The 16515-nt window shown below is 57.8% G+C and carries 19 protein-coding genes and 1 tRNA gene; 3 read left to right on the top strand and 17 right to left on the bottom strand.

The window, feature by feature from the left end; all coding sequences use genetic code 11:
* Positions 1-620: 620 nt before the first annotated feature.
* The 9 genes from ACA068_RS11560 to thrS form a co-directional block, all read right to left on the bottom strand.
* A tRNA-Pro gene (locus tag ACA068_RS11560) sits at positions 621-697 on the bottom strand.
* 89 nt (positions 698-786) lie between these two features.
* Complete coding sequence (locus tag ACA068_RS11555) at positions 787-1143, bottom strand: MerR family transcriptional regulator (protein ID WP_003179985.1); 357 nt, start codon at positions 1141-1143, stop codon at positions 787-789.
* Complete coding sequence (gene ihfA / locus ACA068_RS11550) at positions 1124-1426, bottom strand: integration host factor subunit alpha (RefSeq protein ID WP_002553164.1); 303 nt, start codon at positions 1424-1426, stop codon at positions 1124-1126. Before ihfA ends, ACA068_RS11555 begins: the two co-directional genes overlap by 20 nt.
* 3 nt (positions 1427-1429) lie before the next feature.
* Positions 1430-3811 carry a phenylalanine--tRNA ligase subunit beta gene (gene pheT, locus ACA068_RS11545; RefSeq protein WP_497309868.1) on the bottom strand — a complete coding sequence of 794 codons (2382 nt, stop codon included), beginning with the start codon at positions 3809-3811 and terminating at the stop codon, positions 1430-1432.
* Between the two features lie 26 nt (positions 3812-3837).
* A complete protein-coding gene (gene pheS / locus ACA068_RS11540) occupies positions 3838-4854 on the bottom strand; it encodes a phenylalanine--tRNA ligase subunit alpha (protein ID WP_007905876.1) in 1017 nt (338 codons plus the stop codon).
* Between the two features lie 109 nt (positions 4855-4963).
* Entirely contained in the window at positions 4964-5320 is a 357-nt protein-coding gene (rplT, locus tag ACA068_RS11535; RefSeq protein ID WP_007905879.1) for a 50S ribosomal protein L20, read from the bottom strand.
* A 27-nt stretch (positions 5321-5347) separates the two neighbouring features.
* Entirely contained in the window at positions 5348-5542 is a 195-nt protein-coding gene (gene rpmI / locus ACA068_RS11530) for a 50S ribosomal protein L35 (RefSeq protein WP_008145659.1), read from the bottom strand.
* A gap of 60 nt (positions 5543-5602) precedes the next feature.
* Entirely contained in the window at positions 5603-6154 is a 552-nt protein-coding gene (gene infC, locus ACA068_RS11525; protein WP_176469887.1) for a translation initiation factor IF-3, read from the bottom strand.
* The gene (gene thrS / locus ACA068_RS11520; protein ID WP_010455934.1) at positions 6154-8076 is read right to left on the bottom strand and encodes a threonine--tRNA ligase; all 1923 of its coding nucleotides are present in this window, start codon (positions 8074-8076) and stop codon (positions 6154-6156) included. Before thrS ends, infC begins: the two co-directional genes overlap by 1 nt.
* Before the next feature lie 373 nt (positions 8077-8449).
* On the opposite strand from thrS, the gene ACA068_RS11515 reads away from it, so the two are divergent.
* Together ACA068_RS11515 and ACA068_RS11510 are read left to right on the top strand one after the other, a co-directional pair.
* A complete protein-coding gene (locus ACA068_RS11515) occupies positions 8450-8752 on the top strand; it encodes a hypothetical protein (protein WP_497309866.1) in 303 nt (100 codons plus the stop codon).
* Between the two features lie 290 nt (positions 8753-9042).
* Positions 9043-9255, top strand: a complete 213-nt coding sequence (locus tag ACA068_RS11510; RefSeq protein ID WP_007905882.1) for a cold-shock protein — start codon at positions 9043-9045, stop codon at positions 9253-9255.
* Between the two features lie 72 nt (positions 9256-9327).
* Here the strand turns inward: ACA068_RS11510 and ACA068_RS11505 are convergent, their stop codons facing one another.
* On the bottom strand, positions 9328-9648 hold the full coding sequence (locus tag ACA068_RS11505) for an I78 family peptidase inhibitor (RefSeq protein ID WP_497309864.1): 321 nt from the start codon (positions 9646-9648) through the stop codon (positions 9328-9330).
* Positions 9649-9815: 167 nt separating this feature from the next.
* Positions 9816-10121, bottom strand: a complete 306-nt coding sequence (locus tag ACA068_RS11500; protein ID WP_497309862.1) for a hypothetical protein — start codon at positions 10119-10121, stop codon at positions 9816-9818.
* Positions 10122-10253: 132 nt separating this feature from the next.
* Here ACA068_RS11500 and ACA068_RS11495 point away from each other — a divergent pair, with 132 nt between their 5' ends.
* A complete protein-coding gene (locus ACA068_RS11495; protein ID WP_094471650.1) occupies positions 10254-10466 on the top strand; it encodes a hypothetical protein in 213 nt (70 codons plus the stop codon).
* 32 nt (positions 10467-10498) lie between these two features.
* On the opposite strand, the gene ACA068_RS11490 is transcribed toward ACA068_RS11495, so the two are convergent.
* Genes ACA068_RS11490 through ACA068_RS11465 form a run of 6 tightly spaced genes read right to left on the bottom strand, consistent with a single transcriptional unit; the run spans position 10499 to position 16465 of the window.
* Positions 10499-11527 carry a nucleoside hydrolase gene (locus ACA068_RS11490; protein ID WP_497309860.1) on the bottom strand — a complete coding sequence of 343 codons (1029 nt, stop codon included), beginning with the start codon at positions 11525-11527 and terminating at the stop codon, positions 10499-10501.
* 44 nt (positions 11528-11571) lie between these two features.
* A complete protein-coding gene (rbsD, locus tag ACA068_RS11485; protein ID WP_497309858.1) occupies positions 11572-11976 on the bottom strand; it encodes a D-ribose pyranase in 405 nt (134 codons plus the stop codon).
* Positions 11973-12890: a ribokinase gene (gene rbsK / locus ACA068_RS11480; protein WP_497309856.1), complete on the bottom strand. Its 918-nt coding sequence runs from the start codon at positions 12888-12890 to the stop codon at positions 11973-11975. The genes rbsD and rbsK overlap by 4 nt, the downstream gene beginning before the upstream one ends.
* 24 nt (positions 12891-12914) lie before the next feature.
* Positions 12915-13934: a LacI family DNA-binding transcriptional regulator gene (locus ACA068_RS11475; protein WP_497309854.1), complete on the bottom strand. Its 1020-nt coding sequence runs from the start codon at positions 13932-13934 to the stop codon at positions 12915-12917.
* Between the two features lie 3 nt (positions 13935-13937).
* Positions 13938-14915 (bottom strand): ABC transporter permease, encoded by a 978-nt coding sequence (locus ACA068_RS11470; RefSeq protein ID WP_497309853.1) that lies wholly within the window; start codon positions 14913-14915, stop codon positions 13938-13940.
* Positions 14912-16465 (bottom strand): sugar ABC transporter ATP-binding protein, encoded by a 1554-nt coding sequence (locus ACA068_RS11465; protein ID WP_497309852.1) that lies wholly within the window; start codon positions 16463-16465, stop codon positions 14912-14914. Before ACA068_RS11465 ends, ACA068_RS11470 begins: the two co-directional genes overlap by 4 nt.
* Positions 16466-16515: the final 50 nt, after the last annotated feature.

The raw sequence follows: 16515 nt of genomic DNA, 5'->3' as shown, positions 1-16515 counted from the left end.
GCAAAATGGTTTGTCACCAAAACAGCAAGAAGTCGGGTGAATTTGCGGTCTGTTTGGCACTGCGGTTTGGGCCCAAAAACGTCGAATTTGGAGGTATAGGTCAGGCTCTCGGACGCGATGGTTTGATTCCAAATCGGCCCCTGGGCCTTGTGATCAAAGGGTCGTCAGAAGGCCCACAGCCCGTCAGCAATCAATTCGAATAGGATGCGCCCTCCCCGCGCTCTGTTCCGTTTCCCTAGCGCACAATCGGAAGTCCGGCTTTCGCTGCTTCCGTTTGTCTTCAAAGGCACGGCCCGCGTGACGTACAGCCGGTTTCGCTGATTTAGGATGGTGACCTTTAAGAACGAAGAATCGGAACTGAGCTTCCAGGGTTTAGCGCCGCGGAGCCCTGAGGAAAAACGGCCTAATCGCCCGGAAACAGTGCGCTTTCCAAGGCTATCTGACATGCGAAAAAGCTGAGAAAGGAAGAGAATTATCAAACAGGATTGGTGCCAAAGGCAGCGCGAAAAAGGGCCAAAAACGGCGTGAACTCACATGAGAGCCAGTCGTTTTGTAGGGGTAAAAACGACAAAAAATAAAAAAGGGTCGCGAGATAAAATCTCGCAACCCTTTGAATTATATGGTCGGGACGGAGTGATTCGAACACTCGACCCCTAGCACCCCATGCTAGTGCGCTACCGGACTGCGCTACGCCCCGACTAGGCGTGAAACTCGTTCCTCATCTCGAAGAACGCTCAAGAATATATCGCAAGCTTTTGAAAACTGGAAGTATTCAAATGCAGGAAATTATTTCTTGAGAACAACCAACACATCTTCCAACTCAGCAATCATCTGCCGAATCATCTGTTTGTATTGAGTGGTGTCGTCTTTGGCTTCATCACCGGACAAACGCAAGCGTGCGCCACCGATGGTGAACCCTTGATCGTAAAGAAGCGCACGGATCTGCCGGATCATCAGCACGTCTTGTCGCTGATAATACCGGCGGTTTCCGCGGCGTTTGACGGGGTTGAGTTGAGGAAACTCCTGCTCCCAATAGCGCAGCACGTGCGGTTTTACGGCACACAGCTCGCTGACTTCACCAATGGTGAAGTAGCGTTTGCCTGGGATGACGGGTAGCTCGTCGTTATGACTTGGTTCCAGCATAAGCCTCAACTCGGGCCTTCAACTTCTGCCCTGGACGAAAGGTGACCACACGGCGAGCAGTGATCGGGATTTCTTCACCCGTTTTCGGATTGCGGCCAGGCCGCTGGCGTTTGTCCCGAAGGTCGAAATTGCCGAAACCGGACAATTTGACTTGTTCGTTGTCTTCAAGAGCGTGCCTGATTTCTTCAAAAAACAGTTCGACCAATTCCTTGGCCTCCCGTTTGTTCAGGCCCAGCTCTTCATACAGACGTTCCGCCATCTCAGCTTTCGTCAGAGCCCCCATACGTCACTTCCTTAACGTGGCGTTCAACCTTTGTTCGAGCGAGGTGAGGATGTTTTGCGTCGTCGTATTCACCTCATCGTCATTAAGAGTGCGCGATGGATGCTGCCAGGTCAAGCCGACTGCAAGGCTTTTTCTATCAGGATCAATACCTTTACCCTGATACACGTCAAATAGCCTGAGGTCTGTGAGCCATTCGCCTGCATTTTCACGGATTACGTCCAGTACGGCACTGGCCGCAACGTCCGTGGCCGCAATCAGTGCCAGGTCACGACGCACTTCAGGAAAGCGCGATAACTCCTGGAATTTAGGCATTTTTCCCAATGCCACTTCGGCCAGAACCAGCTCGAAGACAAAAACCGGGCGGTCGAGACCGAGGGTTTTCGACAATTCAGGGTGGATAGCGCCGACGAAGCCGACCAGGCGACCTTCACGCTCGATGCGCGCGGTTTGACCCGGGTGCAACGCAGGGTGTTTGCCCGGCACGAAATTGAACGAACCCAGTGCACCGGCAAAGCCCAGCACCGCTTCCACGTCGGCTTTGACGTCGAAGAAATCCACGACATCGCGACCCTGAGCCCAGCCTTCCGGCAGACGGCTACCGCAAACAACACCCGCAATCATCGGCTCTTGCTTGAGGCCTTCCAGCTGACCAACGAAACGCAGGCCGCTTTCGAACAGACGGACGCGATCCTGTTGACGGTTCAGGTTGTGCTGAAGCGCCTTGACCAGACCGGGCCACAAGGACGAGCGCATGGCCGCCATGTCGTTCGAGATCGGGTTGGCCAGCAGCAGCGGCTCTACACCCGGATTAAACAACTCGAATTGTTTCGGATCGATGAAGCTGTAGGTGATCGCTTCCTGGTAACCACGCGCCACCAGCAGGCGACGCAGTTCAGGCAGATCGCTACGCGCTTCGGCTTTGGCTTGCGGTGCCAGGCGAGCTTGCGGGTAGCGAACCGGCAGACGGTTGTAGCCGTACAGACGGGCCAGCTCTTCGATCAGATCGACTTCCAGGCTGATGTCGAAGCGGTGGCTTGGCACTTCAACGCGCCACTGCCCTGCCCCATCGGCAGCAATCTTCAGGCCCAGGCCGCTGAGCAGACGCTCGACTTCGGCCGACTCCATTTCCATGCCCAGCATCTGAGTGATGCGCTGCGCACGCAGGGTGACCGGAGCAATCTTCGGCAGGTGCTGTTCGCTGACGGTTTCGATGATCGGGCCAGCTTCGCCGCCAGTGATTTCCAGCAGCAGGCCAGTGGCGCGCTCCATGGCTTCACGGGCCAATTGCCAATCCACGCCACGCTCGTAGCGGTGCGAGGCATCGGTGTGCAGGCCGTAGGAGCGGGCCTTGCCAGCGACGGCAATCTGATCGAAAAACGCGCTTTCGAGGAATACATCGCGAGTGGTCGCGGTGTTGACGCCGCTGTGCTCGCCCCCCATAACGCCGGCGATCGCCAAGGCGCGGGTGTGGTCGGCAATCACCAGCGTATCGCTACGCAGATTGACTTCCTGACCATCAAGCAGCACCAGCTTCTCGCCTTCTTCGGCCATGCGCACACGGATGCCGCCATTGATTTCGGCGAGATCGAACGCGTGCAGCGGTTGACCCAGTTCCAGCATCACGTAGTTGGTAATGTCGACGGCCGCGTCGATGCTGCGCACGTCGCCACGACGCAAGCGTTCGACCATCCACAGTGGCGTAGGCTTGGACAGATCAACGTTACGGATCACACGACCCAGGTAACGCGGGCAAGCGGCTGGCGCCAGCACTTCGATCGAACGCACTTCGTCATGCACGGCTGGCACGACAGCAACCACCGGGCGGGTGACTTCAGCGGCATACAGCGCGCCGACTTCACGAGCCAGACCGGCCAGGGACAGGCAGTCGCCGCGGTTCGGGGTCAGGTCGACCTCGATACTGGCGTCGTCCAGGCTCAGGTACTCACGAATGTCCAGACCGACCGGAGCATCCGCCGGCAACTCCATCAGACCATCGTTGCCTTCGCCGACTTGCAGCTCGGCTTGTGAGCACAACATGCCGTTGGACTCAACGCCACGCAGCTTGGCTTTCTTGATTTTGAAGTCGCCCGGCAGTTCGGCACCGATCATGGCGAACGGGATCTTCAGGCCTGGGCGCACGTTTGGCGCACCGCACACAACCTGGAAAGTCTCCGAGCCATTGCTGACCTGGCAAACGCGCAACTTGTCGGCATCCGGGTGCTGCTCGGTGCTCAGCACCTCGCCCACTACCACGCCGCTGAATTCACCGGCGGCCGGCGTAACGCTATCGACCTCAAGACCGGCCATCGACAGACGAGCAACCAGCTCGTCGCGACTTACCTGCGGGCTTACCCAGCCACGCAGCCATTGTTCACTGAATTTCATCCTGCTCTCCTAAGAATTCGTTACGACTAGCGAAATTGCGCGAGGAACCGCAAGTCGTTGTCGAAGAACAGACGCAAGTCGTTCACGCCGTAACGCAGCATGGCCAGACGCTCAACGCCCATGCCGAAGGCAAAGCCCGAAAACTCTTCCGGGTCGATCCCGGACATGCGCAGCACGTTCGGGTGAACCATCCCGCAGCCCATCACTTCCAGCCAGCCAGTCTGTTTGCAGACGCGGCAGCCTTTACCGCTGCACATCACGCATTCCATGTCGACTTCAGCGGACGGCTCGGTGAACGGGAAGTACGAAGGGCGGAAACGCACCGCCAGTTCTTTTTCGAAGAACACGCGCAGGAACTCTTCGATGGTCCCTTTGAGGTCGGCGAAGTTGATGTCGCGATCGACCAGCAGGCCTTCGACCTGATGGAACATCGGCGAGTGGGTGATATCGGAGTCGCTACGGTACACACGGCCCGGGCAGACAATGCGGATCGGCGGTTGTTTCGATTCCATGGTGCGGACCTGTACCGGCGAGGTATGAGTGCGCAGCAACATGTTGGCATTGAAATAGAAGGTGTCATGCATCGACCGGGCCGGGTGATGGCCTGGGATGTTGAGCGCTTCAAAGTTGTGGTAGTCGTCTTCGACCTCAGGGCCTTCGGCGATGCCGTAGCCAATGTGGGTGAAGAACTGTTCGATACGTTCCAGAGTACGAGTAACCGGATGCAGACCACCCGAGGTCTGGCCGCGGCCAGGCAGGGTCACGTCAATGGACTCGGCAGACAGTTTGGCGGCCAGATCGGCCTCTTCAAACAGTGCCTTGCGGGCATTGAGAACCTCTGTGACACGCTCCTTGGCGACGTTGATCAGGGCGCCGACTTGCGGACGCTCTTCTGCCGGCAAATTCCCCAGGGTCTTCATCACCTGAGTCAATTCACCCTTCTTGCCAAGGTAGTGAACCCGGATTTGCTCCAGGGCATTGATATCTTCAGCGCTTTGCACAGCCTCTAGTGCTTGAGAGACGAGCGCGTCCAGGTTTTCCATGTACAGACTCCAGATACAAAATAGGGGAAGAGCTTGAAGGCTCTTCCCCTATTTATGACGTTTAACACCTGGCCTCACAGAGGTGAGGCCGGGTGACTGTCGGGGGTACTTAAGCCAAGGTGGCTTTAGCTTTCTCGACAATCGCAGCAAACGCCGCTTTTTCGTTCACTGCCAGATCAGCCAGAACCTTACGGTCGATCTCGATGGACGCTTTTTTCAGGCCGGCGATGAAACGGCTGTAGGACAGACCGTTGATACGTGCACCAGCGTTGATACGAGCGATCCACAGAGCGCGGAACTGACGTTTTTTCTGACGACGGTCACGGTAGGCGTATTGGCCTGCCTTGATTACCGCTTGCTTGGCAACACGGAATACGCGCGAGCGAGCGCCGTAGTAGCCTTTAGCAAGTTTCAGAATTTTTTTGTGACGTTTACGGGCAATGACGCCACGCTTTACACGAGCCATGAGTTACTTCCTCTATTCTTGACTAAATTAACGAAGGCGCAGCATGCGCTCGACTTTTGCCACGTCACACGGTGCCAGCAAGCTGCTACCGCGCAGTTGACGCTTACGCTTGGTCGACATTTTAGTCAGGATGTGGCTCTTGAAAGCGTGCTTGTGCTTGATACCGTTAGCAGTTTTCAGAAACCGCTTAGCAGCACCACTTTTAGTTTTCATTTTTGGCATGTTCGGATACTCCGCATTCAGTTGATAAACATAATCAGAAGGCCTGCCGTGCCCTATTGATTACTTCTTCTTTTTCGGGGCGATGACCATGATCAGTTGGCGTCCTTCCATCTTAGGATGCTGTTCGACCGAACCGTACTCGAGCAAGTCACCTTCAACTCGCTTGAGGAGTTCCATCCCCAGCTCCTGGTGGGCCATCTCACGGCCGCGGAATCGCAAGGATACCTTGGCCCTGTCCCCATCACTCAGGAAACGTACCAGGTTGCGCAGTTTTACCTGGTAATCCCCTTCCTCCGTCCCTGGACGAAACTTGATTTCTTTAACCTGAATCTGCTTCTGGTTTTTCTTGGCTGCGGCAACCTGCTTCTTCTTCTCGAAGATCGATTTGCCGTAGTCCATCAGTTTGCAAACAGGGGGTACTGCATCGGCGGAAATTTCCACCAGATCCAGTTTGGCCTCTTCAGCCTTAAGAAGCGCGTCTTCAATTGACACAATCCCAAGCTGTTCACCTTCAGCCCCAATTAACCGAACCTCGCGTGCCGAGATATTCTCGTTGATCGGGGCTTTCGGTGCAGCTCGTTTATCTTGTCTCATTTCACGCTTAATAGTAATTACTCCGAATCTGGGCGACCACGCCGGGAAACCGCTTGCGCGAGAAACTCAGCGAACTGGGCGACGGGCATCGAGCCCAGGTCAGCACCTTCACGAGTACGCACAGCGACAGTCTGCATCTCGACTTCCCGATCTCCGATAACCAAGAGATAAGGAACCTTGAGCAAAGTATGCTCGCGGATTTTAAAGCCGATCTTTTCATTTCTCAAGTCAGACTTGGCACGAAATCCGCTTTCGTTGAGGGTTTTTTCGACCTCGGCGGCAAAATCGGCCTGTTTGTCAGTGATATTCATGATCACTGCCTGGGTCGGAGCCAGCCACGCAGGGAATGCACCCTCGTAGTGCTCGATCAGGATTCCGACGAAACGTTCGAAGGATCCGAGGATCGCCCGGTGCAACATTACCGGGTGCTTGCGACTGTTGTCTTCGGAGACGTATTCGGCTCCCAGACGGACAGGCAGGTTAAAATCGAGCTGAAGGGTACCACACTGCCAGACACGGCCGAGGCAATCTTTCAGCGAGAACTCGATCTTCGGACCGTAGAACGCACCTTCGCCCGGCTGCAAATCATACGGCAAGCCAGCGCTATCAAGGGCTGCAGCCAATGCAGCTTCGGCGCGATCCCACAGTTCGTCGGAACCAACACGTTTTTCCGGACGAGTGGACAGCTTCATTTCGACGTCTTTAAAGCCGAAGTCGGCATAAACGTCCATGGTCAGCTTGATGAAAGCGGCGGATTCGGCCTGCATCTGCTCTTCAGTGCAGAAGATGTGGGCGTCGTCCTGAGTGAATGCACGCACACGCATGATGCCGTGCAGCGCACCCGATGGCTCGTTACGGTGGCAAGCACCGAATTCGGCCAGACGCATCGGCAACTCGCGGTAGCTCTTCAGGCCCTGATTGAACACTTGCACATGGCAAGGGCAGTTCATCGGCTTGATCGCGTAGTCGCGGTTTTCCGACTGCGTGGTGAACATGTTGTCGGCGTAGTTGGCCCAGTGCCCGGATTTCTCCCACAGACTGCGGTCAACGACCTGCGGAGTCTTGATCTCCAGATAGCCGTTGTCGCGCTGAACCTTGCGCATGTACTGCTCGAGCACTTGATACAGAGTCCAGCCGTTCGGGTGCCAGAACACCATGCCCGGCGACTCTTCCTGAGTGTGGAACAAGCCCAGGCGCTTGCCGATCTTGCGGTGATCGCGCTTTTCAGCTTCTTCGATGCGCTGAATGTAAGCCGCCAGCTGCTTCTTGTCCGCCCACGCGGTGCCGTAAACGCGCTGCAACTGCTCGTTCTTGGCATCGCCACGCCAGTAGGCGCCAGACAACTTGGTCAGCTTGAAGGATTTCAGGAAACGCGTATTCGGCACGTGCGGACCGCGGCACATGTCGACGTATTCTTCGTGATAGTACAGGCCCATGGCCTGCTCGTTCGGCATGTCCTCGACCAGGCGCAGCTTGTAGTCTTCGCCACGGGCCTTGAACACTTCGATCACTTCGGCTCGCGGAGTGACTTTCTTGATTACGTCGTAATCTTTTTCGATCAGCTGCTGCATGCGCTGTTCGATGGCGGCCAGGTCGTCCGGGGTGAAAGGACGTTCAAAGGCGATGTCGTAATAGAAGCCTTCGTCGATGACCGGACCGATGACCATCTTGGCTGTCGGGTACAGCTGCTTGACCGCGTGGCCAACCAGGTGGGCGCAAGAGTGGCGAATGATCTCCAGCCCCTCTTCATCCTTTGGCGTAATGATTTGCAGCGTGGAATCGCTGTCGATGATGTCGCTGGCGTCGACCAGCTTGCCATTGACCTTGCCGGCCACGGTGGCCTTGGCCAGACCTGCACCAATGGATGCGGCGACCTCGGCTACGGAAACCGGGTGATCGAATGAACGTTGACTGCCGTCGGGAAGAGTAATAGTTGGCATGGCGCCTCCTCTCCTAGTGGTGACCCCTACCAAAGGTCACGTGGGTTGGGATGAGCCAGTACAAGATCCGATCCAGGCCATTCAATGACGAACGCCTGCCTTACAGCGGCAGGAGCCTTGCGGCCAACCGGAAAACCGAATCAGAGTGACTGGGATTCAAATCAGGGTTATTCGCGCCGTTGCCGCCACCGGGACTGAAGGTCATCCGGAGCCTGCAAAAGCCCGAGCGAGGCATGCTAGCACAGATGAACGGTCGTCGATGCAACGAGGCTTTGTGTCGGGGCAAATCATGCAATTTATGCCAGAGTGCTGAACTTGAACCCTGCTTTCCCTCTCAGATAACAAGACATTGACCCACAAGGAGCATCCCAGCATGCGTCTGAATCGTTTGTTCGCAGTAGTCGCCCCCATCGTTTTGCTGCTGCCACTGGCCGCCCATGCCGATTGGCCCAAGGGCGAACGCGAGAAATACATGGCTCAGTGCACAGAAGCGGCCACTCCGCAGATCGGCGCTGCAGCAGCGAAGTCTCACTGCGCTTGCGGCGCTGATTCGATCAAGTCTTATCCGGCGGGTGACATCCAGGCATTGATGGACAATAAGGCCAGCCCGGAATTGCAGCAGAAAGCTCTGGGGCAGATAGCCAAATGCAAGGCTAATGTACCGGCGAAAAAGTGACAAAAAAGTCCTTTTGACTCGGCTTATCGCTGATAAAAAGCGCTGCATTTGAGCTTTTTCGTACAATTTATGCAGGTTTTACAGGTTTTTTTATCGTCTTTACTTTCGGCTGAAAGCCTTGTAAAACGGGGCCTTCAGCTACATCAAGCAGCAAACGGAACGCGACTGCAGGGCAAACAGCACGTCCGGGGGGCTCCCAAAGCGAACATTTCGACTATGATACCCCGGTGTGCCCAGTTGGCCTGAGCAGCACAGCACTACTGAAAATATATGTTTCTTGGAGATACACCATGTCTAATCGCCAAACCGGCACCGTTAAATGGTTCAACGATGAAAAAGGCTTCGGCTTCATCACTCCTCAAGGTGGCGGTGACGACCTGTTCGTACACTTCAAAGCTATCGAAAGCGACGGTTTCAAAAGCCTGAAAGAAGGCCAAACCGTTTCCTTCGTGGCTGAGAAAGGCCAAAAGGGTATGCAAGCTGCACAAGTCCGCGCTGAGTAATTTTCAGCCGCACTAAAAAAACCCCGTCCATGTGACGGGGTTTTTTATGGGCGAAGCAAAAGCCTGAAGCGATCAGCCGCAGTTGACGCGGGTAACCATCCGGCTGGCATCGGTGTTCAGGTTCAGGCGATCGGAGCGGTATTCCAGCGTCACCATATCGTTAGGCGACAGGAACCGTGCGTTCTGTGCGCCTGCACGGGTACGCGCCTGCTCCAGCAGTGCGGGCGAAGCCGCTTTGCCGATGGCGAATTCGGCTGCCTTAGCCTCACAACGGCTGTGACCTGTGTCAGTCGTCGCTTCAGGGTCTGCTGCCGACTCAGAGGACGTGCTGCTGCAACCAGCCAACAGAGTGACGGCGAACAAAGTACCCAATGATGCGAACTTCCAAGGCATGAAGCCTCCTTTTTTCCAATAGTTAAGCTGAGATCTTGCGACCGCCAATCCGGCATTTGGTTTCAAGGTGAGTGCCATCACCCTGCCCTCGAACCGCACGAGCGGCGAGTTTGCCTGAGCAGCGCCTTGTCGTTCATCACTCAATCGTGACTGAATATGAACGGCCTTCAATAGACATCGATGTAATCGTAGAGCGGGTTCGGCCAGTTCTCTTTCAGCGCATTGAAGATCTGCATGACCCAGACCTCGTCGCTGGCCGCGACCAATCCTACATAACCGGAACCCTTGGCCCACGTCTCCAGACGAAACAGTAGCCCGCTGATATCGGTGCCGCCTACAACGCCAGATGAAATGTAGGCAATTCCGCCCTTGGTCACCCGCAGCTGCGTGTGTTCATCGTCACTGGCAGAGGCCAGCAGCTGGCGCACCGCCTCAAGGGTCAAGCCGTCGGGTGTGTTCAAATCGATCTGCACAGCGCGGTCCTTGAAAATTCATCAAAGACCAAGTGTCGCATAGCGTTCTTCTCATGCCTAAGTCGGAGTGTCAAAAGCCGCGCAAAATGGTTAACTCGATACCCAGACTTTCCCGACTTCACGAGCGCCATCATGTCAACCATAAGCATCGACGCCAACATCACCGTCAAGTGGCCGCAGGGTCACAGCTCTTACAGCCCGGGCAGCCCGGAAGAGTTCGCAATCATCGGCATCGATCTATTGGTCAAGGAACTGGGAACCGAAGCAGCCAGGAAATTTATCGCGCAGATATTCGAGAAATACCCCGCCGACTATATGGGCCTGACAGAGAACGAGCGGGCGTAAAACCCGCAGGCTGGCACCTGCGGGTGTGCAGCTTACTTCAGACGAGCCAGACGCTGGGTCAGCAGATCAAAGAAACCCTGGGCATCGCCGTTTTCAACCCAGAACGCGTTCTTCGGCGCTTTCAGGCCGTCATACCAGTCGACGATGGTTTGACCGAAGGTCGGGCCTTCGCGGCTATCAACGACCACATTGACCGAACGACCGGTGAACAATTCAGGCTTGAGCAGGTAGGCGATGACGGTTGCGTCGTGCACCGGGCCACCCGGAATACCATAGTGCTCCATGTCGCCTTTGACGTATTCATTGAGAATGTCGCCCACCAGTTTGCTGGCATTGTTGTTAAGCGCGGCAATCTGCTTCAGGCGCGCGTCGCTGGTGAGAATCTTGTGGGTCACGTCCAGCGGCAGATAGGTCAGCTTCACGCCGCTTTTGAGCACCACTTCCGCAGCCTGCGGGTCGGCGAACAGGTTGAACTCGGCCACTGGGGTGATGTTGCCGCCGTTGAAATGCGCGCCCCCCATGATCACCACTTCCTTGATGCCCTGAACGATTTCAGGTTCCTGGATCAGCGCCAGGGCCAGGTTGGTCTGTGGACCGAGCATCGCGATGGTGATGCTGTGGGGTTTGGCGGCCTTCAAGGTGTCGATCAGGTAATTGACCGCATTACCTTCGGCCAGGCCTTTCTTCGGCTCGTGCACGGTGACGCCCGACAGGCCCTCCTTGCCATGGATGTTCTCGGCATAGATCGGCGTACGCATCAGCGGCTTCGGCGCGCCCGCGTAGACCGGCACCTCCTCGCGCCCTGCCCACTCACGGGCCAGTCGCGCATTGCGCGAAGTCTTGTCCAGACGCACGTTGCCCGCGACGGTGGTCAGCGCACGGATACTCAATTCTTCCGGCGATGCCAACGCAAACAGCAAGGCGACGACGTCGTCGGCACCGGGATCAGTGTCGATGATCAAATCGATCTTTTCCGCCGCCTGGGCGCTCGTTGCAGTAATCAGGGACAAAAGCAGCAGACTCCGGAGCAGGTGGTGCAGTTTCTGAGCATAGCGGTGCATATCGCACTCCTTGTGCGTGGGGGAACAAATCTGTGTACAGCGGGTTAGAACGTCACCCCCGAGACCAGCACGATGTTGCAGTACGGCGCACATTCGCCGGTACGAACAATCGCTCGCGCCTGTCGGCTGAGGACTTTGAATTGCTCATGGCTGAGCAGCTCACGCTGGCCCAGCGCGCCTTTGGCATTCAGCTCATCCAGCGAGCTCAAGGCGGGGGGTTGTTTGTCCAGAATTTCCTGGGCCAGCACATGGTGCTCAACCTGCATTTCGCTGAGCACGACCTTCAAAGTGCTGACGAAATCCGGAATACCCTGGGTCAAGGCCAGATCGATCAGTTCAACGCCCGGCGGTACGGGCAGGCCGGCATCGCCGATCACAACCATGTCGCCGTGGCCTAGGGAGGCGATCAATCGAGACAGCGCGACGTTGAGCAAAGGTGTCTTTTTCATGGTGCTTTGAACGCCTGTACATCGGACAAGGTGGGAATCGAGGGTTGCGCGCCGGCACGAGTGACTGAAAGCGCCGCAGCGACCTGACCGAAACGGATTGCTTCAGCTTCAGTTTTACCGGATGCCAGCGCAGCGGCGAATCCACCGACGAAGGTGTCGCCAGCCGCAGTGGTATCGACAGCCTTCACCTTCGGTGCCGGGAAATGTTCGAAACCTGTGCCGTTGGCGAACATTGACCCTTGAGCACCCAGGGTGATGATGACCTTACTGGCGCCCAGCGCGATCAAACGGGTTGCGGCGGTTTCGGCGGACGCAAGGGAGTCAACCGGCAAACCGCTCAGAGCCGAGGCCTCGCTTTCATTGGGAATCAGGTAATCGATGGACGCATACCAATCCGCCGGCAGCGGACGACTGGCCGGCGCCGGGTTGAGGATCACGATTTTGCCCAGCTCATGGCCGCGCTTGAGGGCATGACCCACCGTGGCATCCGGCACTTCCAGCTGACAAATAATCACATCCGCCGCCTGCAGCACTGCATCGAACCGGTCGATCACCTGTGGTGTCAGCGCACCGTTGGCACCGGCAACGATCACAATTGCGTTCTGGCTGTTGTCATCGACCACAATCAAGGCCACGCCGCTGGAGCCCTCGACAGTGCTGACGGCCTGGCAGTCGATCTGCTCGGCCAATAGGGCCCCGCGCAGTTCCTCACCGTAAGCATCGCTGCCGACACAACCGACCATCGACACCTGCGCCCCCAGCCGCGCCGCGGCGACCGCCTGGTTAGCGCCCTTGCCGCCGGAAACCGTGGCGAACGACTGCCCGATCAGCGTCTCACCGCCACGGGGCAACCGTGGAGCCCGGGTCACCAGGTCCATGTTCAGGCTGCCTATCACCACTACTTTTGCTGGCATACATCACTACTCGTCAATTCGGTTTCAGCGGTATTCATCGAACACACCGGCAAGCGGCGCAGTCGATTCTCGCAGGACAATACTGGGCGTCACGATCCGTTGATCGGTGGCCATGGCGGGTGACGCGATCCGACGCAACAGAACCTCGGCCGCCATCTCACCGAGCTGCAGGATCGATTGGCCCACGGTGGTCAGCGCCGGGTAGACATAACGGCTCATCTGGATATCGTCGAAGCCGATCACGGACAGTTCGGTCGGCACACGCACATTGCGCTCGGCAGCCGCTCGCAGCACGCCGATACCGATCATGTCGTTACCGGCGAAGATCGCGCTAGGCGGGTTCTTTTCCAGCAGAATCGCGGCGGCGTTGTAACCGCCCGTGCTGGTGAAGTCACTTTCCAGCATGCGTTCGGGATGCACTTCCACCCCCGCCTCTTTCAAGGCTCGGCAAAAACCGGCCAGACGCATCTGCGCCACGCTGGTACCCGCCGGGCCGCCAATGGTGGCGATGTCCCGATGACCCAGCTCAAGCAGATGACGGGTGGCCAGGTAGGCGCCGTATTCGTGATCGATTCGCACCAGGTCGGCATTTACACCTTCCAGCCCACGGTCGACGATGACCATTGGCGTGCGCACGCCGGCGAGACCTTCTGCCAGCCCCGCGTCACCACCGGCCGAGGCTACGATCAACCCGTCGATGCGCTTTTCCAGCAGCACGCGCAGGTAACTGCGCTGTTTGTCCGGATTGTCGTCGGAGTTGCATAGGATCACGCAGTAGCCGTTACGCTCGCAGTAATCCTCGATGCCGCGCGCCAGTTCGGCGAAGTACGGGTTGAGGCTGTTAGGCACCAGCAAACCGATGGTCGCCGTGGTCTTGGCTTTCAATGAACGGGCCACTGCGCTCGGCACGTAGTCCAAGGTCTTGATCGCAGCCTCGACTTTGATCCGCACCTCTTCGCTGACCGGCCGGGTCTTGTTCACCACATGGGACACCGTGGTGTAGGAAATCCCCGCGAGCGCCGCTACATCCTTGATCGTTGCCATGACTCAGGTCCGCCGGCTTGCGCGCTGACTGCGATAAGTATCAAGCACCACCGCCACCACGATCACCGCGCCGGTGATGATGCGTTTGGTCGGCTCGGTCGCGCCGATCTGCGCCAGGCCCGCCGCCAGTACGGAAATGATCAGGACCCCAAAAAATGTGCTGATCACCGAACCACGGCCGCCCATCAGACTGGTGCCGCCGATCACCACCGCGGCGATCACTTGCAGCTCCAATCCGGAGCCGGCATTCGGGTCCGCCGCTTCCAGACGTGAAATCTGGAACAGCGCAGCAATACCGGCCAGCAGCCCCATGAGGCTGAATACCAGGATCTTGTAGGGTTTTGGATTGATCCCGGCCAGACGCACCGCTTCTTCGTTGGTGCCGATGCCGATCAGGTAGCGACCGAACACAGTACGGGTCAGCACAGCCTGAGCAATGATGATGATCAGCAAGGCAATGATGAACGACGGCGAGATGCCGAAGGCAATCGGGTTGGACAGCCAGGCGAAGGCGTCACCGATGTAAGCCGTGCGCGAACCGGTCATCTGATACGCCACGCCACGGGCCATTTCCAGCACGCCGAGGGACACGATGAACGATGGAATTCGCCACGCCACGGTGATCGATCCGGTAATCGTCCCGGCCAATGCCGCGATCGCCATCCCGAGCAGCGCTGCAGGCAGGACACTCCAGCCCCAGCCGAGAATCGCCACACTGACGGCCGACGCCGCGAGCGCCAATACCGAGCCGACCGACAGGTCGATACCGCCGATGATCAGCACGAACGTCATGCCGACCGCCAGCACCATCAAATCGGGAATCTGGTTGGCCAGGGTGCTGAAAGTGTCGTAGGACAGGAAATGGCTGCTCAATACCGAGAACAGCGCAACCATCGCCAGCAAGGCACCGGCCAGGCCCAGATAGGTACCCAGGCCGTAGAAATTGCCATTACGTTTGCCGGCAGAAGATGCAGTTTTCATGGAAGATCCCTAGGCGCTGCTTCGTTGAGCAACGCATCACGTTTTTGGTAGCCGGCGAACGCGGCGGCAAGCAAATCATCCTGGGTCCAGCTGTCGCGCTCGAAGGTGTCGATCAGACGCCCCGCCGACAACACGCCGATCCGGTCACAGATCAGCATCAGTTCACGCAGATCGCTGGACACCACCACCAGCGCTTTGCCCTGTCGGGTCAGCTCACCGAGCAGCGCATAGATGTCGAACTTGGCGCCCACGTCGATGCCACGGGTCGGCTCATCGAACAGCATTACCGAGCAGTCACGCTCCAGCCAACGTCCGATCACGACCTTCTGCTGGTTGCCACCTGACAGCTCGGAGACCAGTTGCGTCGGGCTCGAACTGCGGATGCGCATGGCGTCGATCTGACGTTGGGCCAGGGACATTTCGTCAGCGTTGTTGACGATGCCGCCACTGGAAATCACCGGCATGTTGCCCAGCGCGATGTTGGCGCTGATCGATTGAGTCAGCAGCAGGCCTTCGCCCTTGCGGTCCTCGGTGATCAGGGCGATGCCATGACCGACTGCATCGGCCGGCGAACGGATGCTCACCACCCTGGCCGGCGAACCCAGCGCGACGGTGCCGCTGTCCGCCGTGTCGGCACCGAAGATCAGGCGCAGCAACTCGGTGCGCCCAGCCCCGATCAATCCGGAAATCCCGTAGATCTCGCCGGCGCGGACTTCAAAGGACACATCGCGAACTTTGTCCGAGCGGGTCAGCCCTTTGACCGTCAAGGCGGGAGCGCCAATCTTGCGTGGCCCCAGGTCGATGTGTTCGCCGAGTTCACGGCCGACCATCAACGTGACCAGTTGCTCGCTGTTGTAATCGGCCATCGGCTCGACGCAGACCAGGTTGCCGTCACGCAACACCGCAATGCGCTGAGCCACTCGCGCCAGTTCTTCGAGGCGGTGGGAGATGTAGATGATCGACACGCCCCGAGCTTGCAGGCGGGTGATCTGTTCGAACAGCATCTCGACTTCACGGGCGGTCAGCATCGCCGTCGGTTCGTCGAGGATCAGCACATGGCAATCGCCGATCAGGTTGCGCGCGATCTCGACCATTTGTTGGTGGCCGATGCCGAGTTCGCCGACCAGCGTGTCCGGGTCGATCGCGTCAAGCCCGACCTGAGCCATGGCCTCGATCGCGGCTTTGCGCAGTTGCTTGCGGCTGATCCAGCCGCCATTGCTGGGCAGATTGTCGAGAAACAGGTTTTCCGCCACCGACAGGGTCGGCAACAGATTGAGTTCTTGCATGACCATGCGGATGCCCAGGTCTTCGGCCTGGGTGCGGCTGCCGGGGCGGTATTCCTGCCCCTGAAATTGCATCTGGCCGGTGGTCGGTGTGACCAGCCCGCCGATGATTTTCGACAGCGTGCTTTTGCCAGCGCCGTTCTCGCCGGTCAGCGCCAGCACTTCACCGCGCATCAGCGTCAGATCAATGCCGGTCAGGACGGGTTGGGCGTAGGTCTTGCCGATGCCGCTGACCGAGAGGACAGCGTTCGGGGCGCAAACTGACATAAAACTCTCCATGCGCTCGCCCGGACGGGCGAGCACCGTTGTGTCGGCAG

This window comes from Pseudomonas sp. LBUM1660, assembly GCF_059695935.1.
The sequence above is the reverse complement of the archived record's forward strand: the minus strand, read 5'-3'. Positions and strand labels throughout refer to the sequence as shown.

Excerpts from the sequence above, each read along its gene's own strand:
- ACA068_RS11465 (WP_497309852.1), bottom strand. The coding sequence starts at position 16,465 with ATGTCAGTTTGCGCCCCGAACGCTGTCCTCTCGGTCAGCGGCATCGGC.
- ACA068_RS11495 (WP_094471650.1), top strand. The coding sequence starts at position 10,254 with ATGTCAACCATAAGCATCGACGCCAACATCACCGTCAAGTGGCCGCAG.
- ihfA (WP_002553164.1), bottom strand. The coding sequence starts at position 1,426 with ATGGGGGCTCTGACGAAAGCTGAGATGGCGGAACGTCTGTATGAAGAG.
- rbsK (WP_497309856.1), bottom strand. The coding sequence starts at position 12,890 with ATGCCAGCAAAAGTAGTGGTGATAGGCAGCCTGAACATGGACCTGGTG.
- thrS (WP_010455934.1), bottom strand. The coding sequence starts at position 8,076 with ATGCCAACTATTACTCTTCCCGACGGCAGTCAACGTTCATTCGATCAC.
- ACA068_RS11490 (WP_497309860.1), bottom strand. The coding sequence starts at position 11,527 with ATGCACCGCTATGCTCAGAAACTGCACCACCTGCTCCGGAGTCTGCTG.
- rpmI (WP_008145659.1), bottom strand. The coding sequence starts at position 5,542 with ATGCCAAAAATGAAAACTAAAAGTGGTGCTGCTAAGCGGTTTCTGAAA.
- ACA068_RS11510 (WP_007905882.1), top strand. The coding sequence starts at position 9,043 with ATGTCTAATCGCCAAACCGGCACCGTTAAATGGTTCAACGATGAAAAA.
- ACA068_RS11555 (WP_003179985.1), bottom strand. The coding sequence starts at position 1,143 with ATGCTGGAACCAAGTCATAACGACGAGCTACCCGTCATCCCAGGCAAA.
- ACA068_RS11475 (WP_497309854.1), bottom strand. The coding sequence starts at position 13,934 with ATGGCAACGATCAAGGATGTAGCGGCGCTCGCGGGGATTTCCTACACC.
- rplT (WP_007905879.1), bottom strand. The coding sequence starts at position 5,320 with ATGGCTCGTGTAAAGCGTGGCGTCATTGCCCGTAAACGTCACAAAAAA.
- ACA068_RS11470 (WP_497309853.1), bottom strand. The coding sequence starts at position 14,915 with ATGAAAACTGCATCTTCTGCCGGCAAACGTAATGGCAATTTCTACGGC.
- pheT (WP_497309868.1), bottom strand. The coding sequence starts at position 3,811 with ATGAAATTCAGTGAACAATGGCTGCGTGGCTGGGTAAGCCCGCAGGTA.
- ACA068_RS11515 (WP_497309866.1), top strand. The coding sequence starts at position 8,450 with ATGCGTCTGAATCGTTTGTTCGCAGTAGTCGCCCCCATCGTTTTGCTG.
- ACA068_RS11505 (WP_497309864.1), bottom strand. The coding sequence starts at position 9,648 with ATGCCTTGGAAGTTCGCATCATTGGGTACTTTGTTCGCCGTCACTCTG.
- pheS (WP_007905876.1), bottom strand. The coding sequence starts at position 4,854 with ATGGAAAACCTGGACGCGCTCGTCTCTCAAGCACTAGAGGCTGTGCAA.
- rbsD (WP_497309858.1), bottom strand. The coding sequence starts at position 11,976 with ATGAAAAAGACACCTTTGCTCAACGTCGCGCTGTCTCGATTGATCGCC.